This window comes from Bacillota bacterium, assembly GCA_013178305.1.
GTDB lineage: Bacteria > Bacillota > Sulfobacillia > JABLXB01 > JABLXB01 > JABLXB01.
Window position 1 is genome coordinate 17129 of sequence record JABLXB010000007.1, and the last position, 14228, is coordinate 31356.

General features: G+C 62.0%; 12 protein-coding genes. 10 read left to right on the top strand and 2 right to left on the bottom strand.

All coding sequences use genetic code 11. The features are described 5' to 3' along the window. Window positions 1-47: 47 nt before the first annotated feature. Window positions 48-1253 carry an ABC transporter substrate-binding protein gene (locus HPY55_12700; GenBank protein ID NPV71484.1) on the bottom strand — a complete coding sequence of 402 codons (1206 nt, stop codon included), beginning with the start codon at window positions 1251-1253 and terminating at the stop codon, window positions 48-50. 377 nt (window positions 1254-1630) lie between these two features. Between HPY55_12700 and HPY55_12705 the strand changes: the two genes are divergently transcribed. The 5 genes from HPY55_12705 to HPY55_12725 all read left to right on the top strand — a co-directional run bounded on the left by HPY55_12705 (window position 1631) and on the right by HPY55_12725 (window position 7005). Continuing rightward, on the top strand, window positions 1631-2161 hold the full coding sequence (locus HPY55_12705; protein NPV71485.1) for an RnfABCDGE type electron transport complex subunit G: 531 nt from the start codon (window positions 1631-1633) through the stop codon (window positions 2159-2161). 130 nt (window positions 2162-2291) lie between these two features. Beyond that, on the top strand, window positions 2292-2951 hold the full coding sequence (locus tag HPY55_12710) for a response regulator transcription factor (protein ID NPV71486.1): 660 nt from the start codon (window positions 2292-2294) through the stop codon (window positions 2949-2951). Beyond that, complete coding sequence (locus HPY55_12715) at window positions 2944-4608, top strand: PAS domain S-box protein (protein ID NPV71487.1); 1665 nt, start codon at window positions 2944-2946, stop codon at window positions 4606-4608. Before HPY55_12710 ends, HPY55_12715 begins: the two co-directional genes overlap by 8 nt. 122 nt (window positions 4609-4730) lie before the next feature. Continuing rightward, window positions 4731-5369, top strand: coding sequence for a sigma-70 family RNA polymerase sigma factor (locus tag HPY55_12720; protein ID NPV71488.1), 639 nt, complete (start codon window positions 4731-4733; stop codon window positions 5367-5369). Window positions 5370-5436: 67 nt separating this feature from the next. Further along, window positions 5437-7005, top strand: a complete 1569-nt coding sequence (locus tag HPY55_12725) for a hypothetical protein (protein ID NPV71489.1) — start codon at window positions 5437-5439, stop codon at window positions 7003-7005. A 63-nt stretch (window positions 7006-7068) separates the two neighbouring features. On the opposite strand, the gene HPY55_12730 is transcribed toward HPY55_12725, so the two are convergent. Next, a complete protein-coding gene (locus HPY55_12730) occupies window positions 7069-7233 on the bottom strand; it encodes a hypothetical protein (protein ID NPV71490.1) in 165 nt (54 codons plus the stop codon). Window positions 7234-7583: 350 nt separating this feature from the next. Here HPY55_12730 and HPY55_12735 point away from each other — a divergent pair, with 350 nt between their 5' ends. The 5 genes from HPY55_12735 (at window position 7584) to HPY55_12755 (ending at window position 13785) form a co-directional block, all read left to right on the top strand. After that, entirely contained in the window at window positions 7584-9149 is a 1566-nt protein-coding gene (locus HPY55_12735; GenBank protein NPV71491.1) for an acyl CoA:acetate/3-ketoacid CoA transferase, read from the top strand. A 49-nt stretch (window positions 9150-9198) separates the two neighbouring features. Further along, on the top strand, window positions 9199-10662 hold the full coding sequence (locus HPY55_12740; protein ID NPV71492.1) for a 4-hydroxyphenylacetate 3-hydroxylase: 1464 nt from the start codon (window positions 9199-9201) through the stop codon (window positions 10660-10662). A 124-nt stretch (window positions 10663-10786) separates the two neighbouring features. Continuing rightward, entirely contained in the window at window positions 10787-11932 is a 1146-nt protein-coding gene (locus tag HPY55_12745; protein NPV71493.1) for an acyl-CoA dehydrogenase, read from the top strand. A gap of 11 nt (window positions 11933-11943) precedes the next feature. Next, window positions 11944-12750, top strand: coding sequence for an electron transfer flavoprotein subunit beta/FixA family protein (locus tag HPY55_12750; protein NPV71494.1), 807 nt, complete (start codon window positions 11944-11946; stop codon window positions 12748-12750). A gap of 36 nt (window positions 12751-12786) precedes the next feature. Beyond that, entirely contained in the window at window positions 12787-13785 is a 999-nt protein-coding gene (locus HPY55_12755; protein NPV71495.1) for an electron transfer flavoprotein subunit alpha/FixB family protein, read from the top strand. Window positions 13786-14228: the final 443 nt, after the last annotated feature.

A 14228-nucleotide genomic window follows, 5' to 3' on the forward strand; every position in this document is an offset into this window, starting at 1 on the left:
GGGCCGGGATCCAGGTCCTCGGCCCCGCAATCTCAACACTCTACGCGTCAGTCCTTCGGCGCGTATTTCTTGTAGAATACGAGTTTGTCGCCCTTGGCCTGCAGGATCGATGCTACCTTGTCCAGCGGGTTGTGGGTCTTCGGATCCATGGTGATCGGGCCCTGCGCAAGCTTGACGTCTTTCGCGGCCTCCGCTGCGTCGCGGATGGCCTGACCCTCGGCCTTGCCGGCCCTCTTGATGCAGTCGGCGAGGAAGTACGTGAGGTCATAGCCCATCGTGAAGTTGGACCACTCCTCGCTCTTCCCGAACTTCGCCGTGTACTTCTTGTCGAGCTCGGCGATGGGCGGATCCTCGATCGACATGTGCGTCACCCAGAAGCTCCCCTGGAGCTCGGGGCCGGCCATCTCGAGCATCTTCACGGATGCGCCGTCGCCACCCATGAACACGGCGTCCTTGATTCCGAGTTCGCGCGCCTGCTTGGCAGGCAGGGCGATTTCCTTGTACAGGTTCGGAAGTACGATCGCCTCGGGCTTCTTCGCCTTGATCTGGCTGAGCTGCGGCCTGAAGTCGACGTCGCCCTCCTTGAACGCCCACTTGCCGACGACCTTGCCGCCGAGCGCCTCGAAGCTCTTGATGAAGTACTCGGTCAGACCGGTGGAGTAGTCGGAGGTGACGTCATAGAGGACGGCCGCGCTCTTCTTCCCAATCTCCTTGTAGAGGAAGTGCGCGATGACCTTGCCCTGATACGGGTCGATGAAGCAAAGCCTGAACGACCAGGGCTTCGGGTTGCCGGCGTCGTCCACGGTCACCTTCGGGTTGGTGGCGAACGATCCGATCTGCGGGATCTTGGCCTCGGCGACAACCGCGCCGGTCGCGATGTTCACGCCGCTGTAGTTCGAGCCGAGCAGGGCGACGATCTTGTGCTCGGAAAGGACCTTCTTCACGGCGTTGACAGAGTCGGCTGCGTTGCCGCGGCCGTCTGCCACGATCATTTCGAGCGGGCGGCCAAGCACGCCACCGGCCTTATTGATCTCTTCAATGGCTATCTTTGCGCCGTTGACTTCCGCCTGGCCCCAGACAGCGCCATCGCCCGTCACGTGTGCCAGGTAACCGAACTTGATTGGCTCGGGGCCTGCCGGCTTCGGCGGTTCGGCGGGCTTGGCAGGCTCCGCGGGCTTCGCCGGCTGGCCGCAGCCTGCGAGCAGCGCCACGACGAGCATTAGCGAAACTGCTGCTGCGATGAGTCTCTTCATTTCGGCGGACCTCCCTCTGAATGGGCTTCAGAAACCACGATCTAACCTGATGATTTCCGGTTTCCGGGGCTCGTTTTGGGTGAGGCGCAACCCCCCTTCCCTCACGCATGATAGGGCTAAATTCGACGCAAATGACGTAAAACCTATCGAAAATTTATTGGATTTCACTTCAATTCTTTCGTCCAGTATGTACAGTACGCAGCTCGTGGCCATAATCATTCGGTATTCCGCGACAGGGACCTTCACGCGAAAGGATGGAAAGTGGAGGCAGGAGCCGGTCTCCGGCCTGTAGAAGAACACCACCGTTTGGGTTGACGTTGCGAGTCTGTCCTGCTAGCATAGGGTAGGGTTACAGCGTCCGTAGGGGGGAACGACCGGTGAAAGAAATCCTGAGACTGGGGCTCATCCTGATGATCGTTTGCGCGGTCGCGGCCGGCAGTCTGGCCTGGGTATACCAGACCACCAGGCCGGTCATTGAAGAGCGGAAGGTCCGGGACTTCAACGCGGCGTTGAACGCCGTCTTGCCCGAAGCCGATTCTTTCAAAGAAGTGAAGGACGGCGGCGTCTCACTTTACTACGGGACGAAAGGCGGCAAGACCGTTGGCGTCGCCATCCCGGTTGAGTCGAAAGGCTACGGCTCGAGCCCGATCAGCATGGTTGTGGGCGTTGACCCCACCGGCAAGGTGCTCAAGGTGAAGGTGCTGAGCCACAGCGAGACCGCGGGCCTGGGCTCGAAGATCGAAGGGGAATCGTTCCTCAAGCAATTCGCCGGCAAAACCCCTGCGTCCGCCCTGGCTGTCGGGCAGGACGTGGACGCGATCTCGGGCGCTACGATTTCCTCCAGGGGCGCTACGGCGGGGATCAAGAAGGCGCTGCAGTCGTTTGCGAATGCCCAGAAGACCAAATAGGGGGAGCAGCCACGAGCGGTGGTTGAGTGTTTGACGATGCGGCGGGGTACTCCCCCGCCGCTCGCTGTGTCTTTGGCCCCTCAGGGTGGTACAATTGGGTTGGACTGGCACCGCGAAGGAGGAGTATGGGTTGGACAAGATCACCGTCCTGCTGGCAGATGACCACACCATAGTCAGAGAGGGCACGCGGGAACTCCTCGAACGGGAACCGGACATCGAAGTGGTGGCCGAGGCGTCCGACGGCGATGAGGCGGTGGAACTTACACAAAATACCCGGCCCAAGGTAGTCGTAATGGACGTAGCCATGCCGGGCACCAATGGTCTCGAGGCGACGCGCCTCATCAAGCAGCGCGCGCCGCAGACCGCGGTGCTCGTGTTCAGCGCGTACGACGATGATGCATACGTGTTCGCGGTGCTGGAAGCCGGGGCGGCGGGATACCTCCTCAAGAACGCCAGGGGCGCCGAGCTCATCCAGGCCATCAGGGCCGTTTCATCCGGTGAGTCGGTATTGCACCCGTCCGTCGCCAGGAAAGTGCTGTCGCGCATGGCGGCGAGAAGCCGCACCGAGGCCGCCCCGAAAGACGACGAGGAATCGTTGAGTGAAAGGGAGCTCGAAGTCCTCGGCCTTGCCGCGCGGGGCATGAGCAACAAGGAGATAGCGGGGACTTTGCGGATAAGCCCCAGGACGGTGCAGGTTCACCTCGGTAACATATTCTCCAAGCTCCAGGTGGGGTCGCGCACGGAGGCGGTGATCCTCGGGGTCAAGAGGGGATGGATAAAGCTTGAGTAGGGAGGCGGGACGCACGGGCACGCTCCGCGCGGGCGTGCTTCTCGAGATGATGGATCTCGTCTCGGGGGTCGTCGACCTCGACGACGCCCTGCCGAGGATCGCGCAGTTCGCGAGGCAGTTCTTCAACGTGAGCGAGGCGGGCGTATTCCTATACGGGGAAGGCCGGAAGTCCGTCACGCTCGCCGCGGTCGCAGCCTCCGGTGATGCGGACCCGGCCCACTCGGACGACGCTCCTCCAGGCGACCAGGCCGGTGGTCCCGCTCTAGGCGGCGAGACCATCGCCCTCCGCATCCACGAGCGCAGCGTGTTTGCGCGCGTGCTGGATCACGATGGGGTATTGGAAATTACCGACCCCGCCGGCCTTCAGGACGTCGTTGACTTCTCAAAGTTCAAGGTGCTTTACCTGGCCCCGATGGTCGCCGCCGAGGGCGTGCTGGGAGTAATGTTGCTGGGCATGCGGAACGGCGAAACCCCGGACGCCGATTCGCGGTTAGACCGGCAGGGCCTCCGGTTGTTCGCGATCATGGCGAGGCAGGCCGCGGTCATAATCAGCCGCGCGAGGCTGTTTGCCAACCTGGAGAAATCCGAGGATCAATACAGGAGGCTGACCGAGAACGCGAGTGACATAGTGTTCTCGCTCGATGCCAGCGGGCGGTTCGCCTTCCTCAACTCGCGGGTGTACGACATCCTGGGTTACAGGCCCGAGGAACTCGTGGGCCAGTACTACTCGGAGATCGTCACGCCGGAGTCCTGGGAGGGCGCGAGGAACGCCCTCAAGAGCAGCGTGGATGCCGGTAGCTCGCAGGTGTCGTACGAGTGGGTCGCAACCCCGAAGGCGGGCTCGGCGAAGGGGGACATGGTACTCCTGGACGTCCGCGCGTCAATCCTGACCCGCGATGGGCAGTACGCGGGGCAGCAGGGGATAGCGCGTGACGTCACCGAGCAGCGCCGGATGGAGCAGGAGATCCGCCAGTCGAGACAGCGGCAATCGGAAATGCGGGATTATCTGGCCCTCGTGACGCGGGTGCAGGAAGAAGAGCGTAAACGGGTGGCGCGTGAACTCCACGACGACACCGCCCAGGCGCTCATCGCCCTCTCGCGGAGGCTGGAGATGGCTATCAGGTACGTGAAGGGTGACCCGGCGGAGGCGTGCCGCCGCCTGGAGGAACTGGCGAAGCTGGTTGACACGACGCTCGGGAACGTTCGGAGGTTTACGAGGGATCTGAGGCCCCCGGTCCTGGACGACCTCGGGCTGATACCCGCGCTGGAGTGGCTGGTCTCCGACATACAGGAGCACTATGCCATCAAGAGCGCGGTTGTCGTGGAGGGCGAGCCGAGGAGGCTCCCGCCGGACCTCGAGGTGGCGTTGTTCAGGATAGCGCAGGAGGCGCTGAACAACGTCACCAAACACGCGCAGGCTGCTTCGGCGACGGTTCGCGTTGAATACGCCGCCGACACGATCAGGCTCATCATCCAGGACGACGGGACCGGCTTCGACGCCGAAGACGCCCACCGCAAGTTCGCCGCGCATGGAAGGCTGGGCATAGTCGGAATGAACGAACGCGCACAGCTCATCGGGGGCGAACTCAAGGTGTCATCGAGCCCTTCGCGGGGCACCACGGTGGGGCTCGAAGTTCCGATACGCAAGAATGCTTAGCGCCGGCTCATTCCACTAGGCGTCTTTTCCAGGCTTGTTTACGCATAGGATCTAATACCCTGCCGGGGGCCGCTCTGATAGAGTCATAATTAGGAAACGGCTTTGGGCAGGGGATGATCTGAGTGGAAAACGTCGAGCAACTCGTTCACAAGGCGAAATCGGGGGACAGGGCAGCGCTCGAAGAACTCATAGCGGTCCACGAGAAGCGCATCTATAACTTCATCTACAGGCTGACCGGGAACCCCGACGACGCAGCGGACCTGGCGCAGGAAACATTCCTGAGGGTGTGCACGTCAATAAGCTGCTTCCGCGGGGATTCGTCTTTTGTATCGTGGCTTTACAGGATCGCGTCGAACGTGTGCGTAGACCGCGCGAGGCGAAGGTCGAGGAGGCGTACGGTATCTCTGGATGCTCCCGTGAGCGTCGAGGACGGGGAGTTCCTGTGGGCGCTGTCCGATGACTCACCGGGCCCTTGCGACGCGGTGGAGGCCGCGGAGGTCGGAGAGGTGGTACGGCGCGCCGTAGCGTCGCTCCCCGTGGACTACCGGACGGTAGTGGTGCTCCACGACCTGCAGGACCTCTCGTACCGGGAGATCGCGGACGTGGTCGGTTGCCCGATCGGTACGGTAAAGTCGCGGCTGAACCGGGGCCGGCTGGCCCTGAAGGAGCGCCTTCTGGCCCGTGGCGCCGACCGCTTTCTCGAGTCCAGGTGGGGTGAAGTCCCCGCGCCGGCGTCTCGCCTGATGCCGTTGGCGGTCTGACGGCCGGCGGATTCGCACGGACGCCCGCGCGCCCGCACTGAGAAGGGTTTGGAAAGAGGAGAGCAACATGTCTGCAAGTATCATCGTGGGAACGCAGACCGTCCTCGTAACGAGGACCGAGAATAGAAGCAGGGCCAGGCGGAAGGTCAGGCTCGCGGCCACCGCCATAGCCGTTGTCATACTGCTATGCAGCGCCGGCGCCGCATCGATGGTCGCCGTGGCGCAGCCGAGGATCCCGGGCGGTACATACGTGGCCGGCATCCACGTGGGCGGGCTGACCCGCCCCGAAGCGGTCACAAAGGTGCGCGAATCGCTCGCCTGGGAGAGCCGCAAGATCACGGTCCGAACGAGCAACCCCGGCCAGGCTTCTGGCCAGGCGTTCCAGGAGGTCGTCACGCTCGCGCAGCTCGGTTTGAAGCCGAGGATCGAGGACACGGTCAACAGCCTGCCCACGACGTACTTGCCCTCGAAGCCGGAGTCGCGACGCGACTTCAACCTGCTGGTCACGCTCGACGACGCCAGGTTCAACGAGACCGTCGGGCGATACCGCTCGGCACTCGACAAGCAGGCGTACGACGCGAGGCTATCGGTGGACGACAAGGACAACGTCCAGATAATCCCCGAGATCCCCGGAGTATCCGTCAACGGGGAGAATCTGAGGGCGTCGCTTGTGAAGGACGGCAAATGGGCGGCTGTCATATCCGAGGTGACGATCCCTCTGGATATCGTTACGCCCGAGGTAACAGAGCAGAACCTGAGGGGCCTGGGGATAAGGCGGAAGATATCGTCGTTTTCGACGGCGCACAACAAGGACAACGACAGGACCGACAACATCAGGCTCGCGGCGCTCAAGCTGGATAACTACATGCTCGCACCCGGCGAGGTGTTCTCCTTCAACGACGTGGTGGGGCCGAGGAACGCCGAGGACGGGTACAAGGAAACGCCGGTATACTGGCGCAACGAGGTGAGGAAGGGTCTTGGCGGCGGCGTCTGCCAGTTGTCCACGACCCTGTACAACGTCGTCCTGCTGGCGAACCTCGAGGTGGTGGAGCGTCACTCCCACAGCCTGACGGTGGACTACGTCCCGCTCGGGCGCGACGCGGCTGTCTCGTACGGCGAGGTCGACTTCAAGTTCAGGAACAACACGCCGAACTACGTGCTGCTGAAGTCGAGCGTTTCGGGTGGTAAGGTCAACATCAGTATGTTCGGCGACCTGGATGGCGACCCGAAGGTCGCGATAAAGACCGAAGTCCTCAAGAAGGTTGAGTTCGGCGAGGAGACCGTGCAGGACCCCAGGATGCCGAAGGGGCAGGTCAAGGTCAGGGAAGGCAAGCCCGGGTACGTCGTCAGGTCGGAGCGGCTCGTATACGTGGACGGGAAGCAGGTCAGCAAGGAGTTGCTGGGGGTCAGCAGGTACTTCCCGCTGAGCAAGCAGATCAAACTGGGGCCCGGCGCCCAGCCGCCCGCTCAGGCAACGCCCGCTCCGGCGACGGCCAACGGGCCTGCGCAGGTGGCCCGGCCGTCGCAGTCAGTGGGTCAGAACCAGCCGGCCCAGCAGCCGCCCCAGCAGACCCAGCCACCGTCGTCGTCACAGGCGGCTCCGGGGGATCAGGCGGGACAGCGGCCTACGAGTTAAGACCTGCGAGTCAAGGGCGTGTATACCGGAGGGCGCGTACGCTGGGTGCGCGCCCTCCGCTTTTCAGGTCTTGTGTTCGGTTGGTTGGTCCTTCGATTCCAGCGCCGACGCTATCCTCTCCAGGGCCGTGGTCGCGCGGGATACCAGGACGAAGAAGTAAACGATCAGCGCGATGTACACCAGGCCGAAGAGTAAACCCATTCCGGAGAACGCTGTTCTCGCAAACAAGGCGTCAGACCTCCCCTGTCGTTGTCTACTCATTAGCTTGAGTTGCTGATTCGCGTAAATTACTTGGTATCCTCCGGAAGACGCAAGGGCGTTTCCAGGGCTGCCCCGATGCGCGGCGGCATCAGCAGCCACGCCGGGCGAGCAATCCTCGCGGCTCCTTCTGCATGCGGAAAGCCCGCCATGAAAGCCTCAACCCTGCGAATCGTGATCGATTGGCGCATCATCCCGGCATGAATATTGCATTTCATAGTGGGCAGCAAGCCTGGGGAACGAGAGAGCGGAGGCGCATTCCTGCGCCGGTGGTGGGCGCCACGGGCCCTGCCAGGATTTCCTTCGCGGGAGTGATGCAAATGAAGAACAAACTTATGACCGCCAACGAGGCCGTGCGGCTCATTAACTCCGGAGACACTGTGGGCATCAGCGGCTTCATAGGCATGGGCCATCCCGAAGAAATCTCAAAAGCAATCGAGAGGCGCTTCCTCGAAACGGGTGAGCCACGCGAGCTCACCCTAACATTCGGCGCCAGCCAGAACGACGGTAAGTCGAACTGGGGGCTGAACCGCTGGGCGAAGGAGGGAATGGTAAAGCGGGTAATCTCCGGCCACTGGAACCTTCAGCCCGATCTGGTCAATCTGGCGATCGAGAACAAGATCGAGGCCTACAACCTGCCGCAGGGTGTGATGATGCACCTTTACCGCGCGATTGCCGGCCGCAAGCCCGGGGTACTGACGCGTATAGGGCTCCGGACTTTCGTCGACCCGAGGGAAACGGGGGGCAAACTCAACAAGGTCACAACCAGGGACATCGTCGAATTGATGGAGATCGACGGTGAGGAGTTCCTGTTCTACAAATCCTTTCCCGTAGATGTCTCCGTCATCAGAGGAACTACCGCGGATGAGAAAGGTAACATCGCGATCGAAAAAGAAGGTATCTCCTTGGAGTTCCTGGCCCTGGCGCTTGCTGCCAAGGGGTCCGGAGGGAAGGTGATCGCCCAGGTGGAAAGGGTCACCCAGGCTGGCACCCTCGACCCGCGCAAAGTAAAGGTCCCCGGCATCATGGTTGACGCAGTGGTCGTAGCCAAACCCGAGAACCACTGGCAAACCATGGTTGAGCAGTATAACCCGGCTTTCTGCGGGGACATCAAACTGCCGCTGAAAGCGATCGCACCCCTCCCCATGAGCGACAGGAAGATAATCTGCCGGAGGGCGGCAATGGAACTGGTCCCCAATGCCGTGATCAACCTGGGCATAGGCATGCCCGAGGGCGTTGGAGCCATCGCCGCCGAAGAGGGACTTGCAGACTACCTTACGATGACCGTGGAGCCCGGGCTTATTGGGGGAGTCCCACAGTCCGGGCTGAATTTCGGCTGCTCGCTGAACCCCGAAGCGATCATCGACCACCCATACATGTTCGACTTCTACGACGGCGGCGGGCTTGACCTCGCGGTGCTCGGACTCGCCGAGGCCGACTGTTCCGGCAACGTCAACGTGAGCAAGTTCGGGCCGAGGATCGCCGGGGCCGGTGGGTTCGTCAACATCAGCCAGAGCGCGAAGAAGGTGGTGTTCGCGGGGACTTTGACCGCCGGCGGCCTGGAGATCGCCGTTGAAAACGGGCGAGTCACGGTCGTCAAGGAAGGCAAGATCAAGAAGATGGTCCAAAAGGTAGAGCATATCACGTTCAGCGGCGAGTATGCCCGCAGCATAGGGAGGAGAGTGCTGTACATCACCGAGCGCGCCGTCTTCGAGCTCAGACCTGAGGGGTTCACGCTGACCGAGATCGCACCCGGCATCGACCTGGAGCGGGATGTGCTGGACCAGATGGATTTCCGGCCGCTCGTCGCCGCCGGACTGCGCGGAATGGACCCCAGGATATTCGCGGACGGTGCGATGGGCTTGAAGAATGGGTTTCCGTCGTAAGGGCGCCACGGGATACCTAACGAAAAACAGCCTCCAGGGAGGGATTATCATGGCTTTGAAGACGAGACAGGTTTACCTGCAATCGCTCAGGGAAATGAGGCCCAACATCTACAAGTTCGGCCGGCTGATCGAGGACGTAACCACGGATCAGGCCACGCGGCGGACGGTCGAAAGCCACGCCCGCGCGTTTGACGCCGCATACGATCCAAAATACGCGGATCTGTTCACCACCACGTCCTCGTTCTCGGGCGAGAAGATCCACAGGTTCAACTCGATGATGACGAGCTTGGACGAGATCATGGCCAATTCCAGGCTCAAGAGGGCTATGTACAGGTTGACGGGTACGTGCACAGGCGGGTTGTGCGTGGGCTGGAACGCCCAGAACGTCATGTGGGCAGTCTGCCACGACATTGACAGGGAATTTGGGACCAGGTATCAGGAGCGTTTACGGGACTGGATAACGATGGCCCAGGACAAGGGCCTCGTCGTTGCCGGGGCACTTACCGACGCCAAGGGGGACCGCAGCCTCAGGCCGTCGCAACAGGCGGATCTGGACAGCAACCTCCGCGTAGTGGAGGTGAGGGAAGACGGCATAGTGATACGCGGCGCCAAGGTAATGATCTGCGGCGTGGCTGCGTCCAACGAGGTCTTCATCCTTCCCGGCGGTGCTTATGGGGAAGCCGACCAGGATTTCGCCGTCGCCTGCGTCGTGCCGCGCGACATAGACGGCCTCACGATAGTGGAAACGCGCCGCCCCAGTGACGGCCGCGAACTCGAGAACGGTTTCGATGTCCCGGAGACCGGTATTACGCAGGCTTACCTCCTGTTCGAGAACGTGTTCGTCCCGAACGAGAGGGTCTTCATGTGCAAGGAGCACAAGTACACCGGAAAGATCATCGAGTACTTCACCGCAAACTACAGGGCGTGCATAGGCGCGTGCGTCGCGGGACAGGGCGACGTCATGATCGGGGCGGCCATGCTCATGGCGAGGGCGAACGGCCTCTCGCACAAGACGTTCGCGAACAAGCTCGTTGACATGGCTGTAAACAATGAGACCACCTACGGAGTCGGAATCGGCGCGATGGCCCTCGGGCGACAGCATCCCGCGGGCCCCTGGATATCCGACTCCCTCATGGCCCACACAAACAAGGTTCACGTAGCCACTTTGCCGTATGAGACAAAACGACTCTGCCAGGACATCGGCGGAGGCATCGTCGAGACCGGCTGCTTCCCATCGTCCGAGGACTTCAACAGCCCATCGTACGGCCATCTTGTCAAGAAGTACGTGAAGGCCGGAGCTCCTTCGGCGGAAACGCGCGCAAGGGCGGCCCGGCTCGTGGAGTGGCTTACGCTCGGCGCCGGAGTCCCGGGTTGCATGCACGGTGGTGGCTCACCCGACGGCGCAAGGCTCGTCGTGAGGGCGAGGACCCCCATGGAGGAGTTCGCGGGCTACGCCAAAGCGATCGCGGGTATTGACGAAGACGTGCCTGACCCGACTCCTCCCAGGAAATAGGTCGGGTGTAGCGAGGTGAGAGACGAAGCTTTAACAATATGCCCCGGGGTTGGTAGAGTAAGACCAGGGGGCGGTGGGGGCAGTTGGTACAATGCCATCACGTGAGGAGAATGGAGGGGAGTCTATGCCAGCGGTTCAGTTTACCCAGCAGCAGGATCTGCTGCGCAAGGTAGTGAAGGATTTTGTCGAAAAGGAAATCGCTCCGATCGCGTCGAGCCTTGACACTGAAGACAAGTGTCCGGTGGATCTTCTCAGGAAGATGGGAGCCATGGGGTTCAACGGCGTTTTCGTTCCTGCCCAGTACGGCGGGGCAGGCCTCGGCCACACCGAGCGGGCGATCATCCTGGAAGAAATCTCGCGGCACGCGGCCGGGTTCGCGATGGCCTTGATGACCCATCACCTGGGCGTCGCAGCCATCCTTTATTACGGAACCGAGGAGCAGAAGAAAAAGTACCTGCCCGAACTGTGTTCGGGGGCAAAGATCGGTGGCCTCTCGGTGACCGAGCCGACGGGCGGGTCGGACTTCATGGGACAGCAGGCCAGCGCCGAGTTCGTTGACGGGCAGTGGGTGATAAACGGCCGCAAGTGCTTCATCACCAACTCCCACATCGCCGACATCAACGTTGTTACGGCAAAGACGGGCGTCGACCCGAAAGGGCGTCCACAGCTGACGGCGTTCATTATCAAGGCGGGCACGGAGGGATTCGGGCCGGGCAGGAAGGAGAGCAAATTCGGCTTGCGCGGGTCCTTCATGGGCGATGTTAACCTCAGCAACGTTAAGGTAGACGAGGACGCTGTCGTGGGCGGCGTCGGTGGTGGCGCCAAACTGGCGCTCTCAGCGATTGGCGAAGTCGGACGAGCAGGCATGGCGGCGATAAGCGTCGGGCTGCTGCGCGCCTGCCTGGAGGATTCGGTGAAGTTCGCAAAGGAAAGGGTTATCTACGGTAAACCCCTTGCGAAGTTGACGAACATCCAGTTTGCGATCGCGGAGAACCGCACGGACTACGAGGCAGCCAGGCTGATGACTTACAACGCCATGGGCCTCAAGGACAGCGGAGCCCCATGCTCCAACGAAGTAGCCATGGCGAAGTTCTTTGCCACCGAGGCTGCCGTACGCGCCGCCAAGCGCACGATAGACCTGATGGGTGGCTACGGCGTGGTCAACGACTATCCCGTCGGCCGCTACCTGCGAGATGCTGTGGCTACGATACCATCGGGCGGCACTTCTCACATCATGCAGATCATCATCGCCGGCAGCTCCCTGGCGTAGGGGGGAAGACCTTGGGCCTGAGCATTGTTGTCTGCGTGAAACCGGTCCCGGACCCGTCACACTATGACAGGATCACAATCGACCCGAAAACGAAGCTCCTTGTGAGACAGGGAATCCCGACGGTGATCAATCCGGGCGACAAGCATGCTATCGAGGCCGCGTTACAGATCAGGGACGAGATTGGAGGCACGGTCGTCTCCATTACCATGGCGCCCCCCGAGGCCGCGGAGACCCTCCGTGAGGTCCTGGCCATGGGCGTCGATGAGGCATACCTGCTGAGCGACCGTGCTTTTGCAGGGGCGGATACCCTGGCGACGGTCAGGGCTCTGGCTGCCGGCATCACGAAGATCGGCCATTTCGATCTCGTACTCACCGGCAGCGAGAGCGCTGACGGTGGGACGGCTCACGTCCCGTCCCAACTCGGGGAGGTCCTGGGGGTAGGCCACCTCACCAACGTGCGGGAGATCAAATGGGCGGAAGATGGGACCTTGCTCATGAAGAGCAAGATAGAAAACGGTTTCCTCGAGGTGGAAGGCCGGCTCCCGCTGGTCCTTGGCATCGCCAGGGACATGAACACCCCGCGATACGCTACCCTGATGGGGATCGTGGCCGCACAGAGCAAGAGACTTCAGGTCTGGCAATGCGGCGACCTCCAGGTGGGCGCCGGGTGTTTCGGACTTGCCGGCTCGCCCACTCAGCCAGGCGAGCTTCGAGTCCTGGAGGCAAGGCGTGAGGGGAAGGTACTCAAGGAGGAACCGGGACAAATAGCCGCGGAGATCATCGCCATTATGCGGGCCGCGGGAGTGCTGAAGGCGTAATCCTGGAGCGAGCCGCGGGAAGGAGGTGAAGAGCAGTTGCCCAGTAGTAGTATGGGCATCTGGGTTATCGCGGAACAGATAGGCGGCAGACTTGCCGGTGTAAGCCTGGAGCTCCTCGGCCGCGCGAGGACCCTGTCGGACCAATCCGGTGGGGCAGAGGTCGTGTCGGTACTCCTCGGCTGTGAGGTCGAATCCCTCGCTCCAGACCTGGCCGCCCACGGTGCGGACAGGATACTGGTGGTGGATGACCCCCGCCTGCGGATGTATCAGAACGATACATACGGCGTGGTGCTGGAAGAACTCATCCGGCGGGAGAAGCCCGATATCGTCCTGTTCGGAGCCACCGCCATTGGCGGGGAACTCGCCCCGACGGTCGCTGCAAAGCTCGGGACCGGACTCGCCGCTCACTGCGTGGACCTCCGCCTCGGCCCCGGGGGGGAGCTTATACAGGTCGTTCCGGCATTCGGAGGCAAAGTACTGGGGGACATACTGTGTCCCAGCCAGCGGCCGCAGATGGCAAGCGTGAAGCCCGGCATCTTCCGGCCGGTCAACGAGGCCGGTAAGGGCCTTGTGCTGCGTGAACAGGTCGAGTCGTTGAGTAGACTCAACTCGCCCCTGCGTACCAGGGGGATTGTGAAGGAAACGCCGCCTGGTTTGCCTCTGGAACAGGCCGACGTGGTAGTTGCTGGCGGCTGGGGCGTTGGCGGCGCTGAGAACTGGAGGCTTCTGCAGGATCTCGCGTCGAGGCTTGGGGGCGCGGTGGGGTGTACCAGACCCGCCCTCGACGCCGGCTGGACCGAGGGTGAACACACTATGATCGGTACCAGCGGTAAGACAATACGCCCCAAATTTTATATAGGCTTCGGTATCTCAGGGGCCACTCACCATGTCGTCGGGATGAAGGATTCCGGATTGGTTGTGAGCGTGAATACCGATCCGAAGGCCCCGATATTCGAGGTCTCGGACTACGCCGTCATAGGCGACGCGGCAACTGTTGCGTCTGCCATTCTGGAGAGACTCGATGATGCGGGGTAACCCGCGTTTCTCGCTTCGGATCGTCGCGACGCCACCGCCTGAGCGCCGGTGGCGTCGCTGTTCCCCCACCCTCCTGGACTGTGAAGCCGGGACGTGACTGATGTTCGACTGCAACAACTGGTGATGCTTACCTGCATCATCCGGCTCCACCATGCCTCCGGCAAAGGTGATATCCCCGGCCCCCTCAGGCCACTCGGCGGCGCACGTCTCTTCGCATTCCAATCCTGGTCGGCAGCGACCGCTCCCGGTTACCCCGGGCAGGCGTTGCCATTGCCCGGCACAGTACTTGCTTGGATTTAGTGGTACAGGCGCCCGCGCTCACAACCGCAAACCCCAGGCGGTGCAGTTGCAGGGCAGTGGAAGTCGCGCCAGTCGGGAGTGGCCGGCCTCCGAAAGGAAGGGGGTGAACTCAACCCGGCCTTCGCAGGAAACGTCGGACTTGT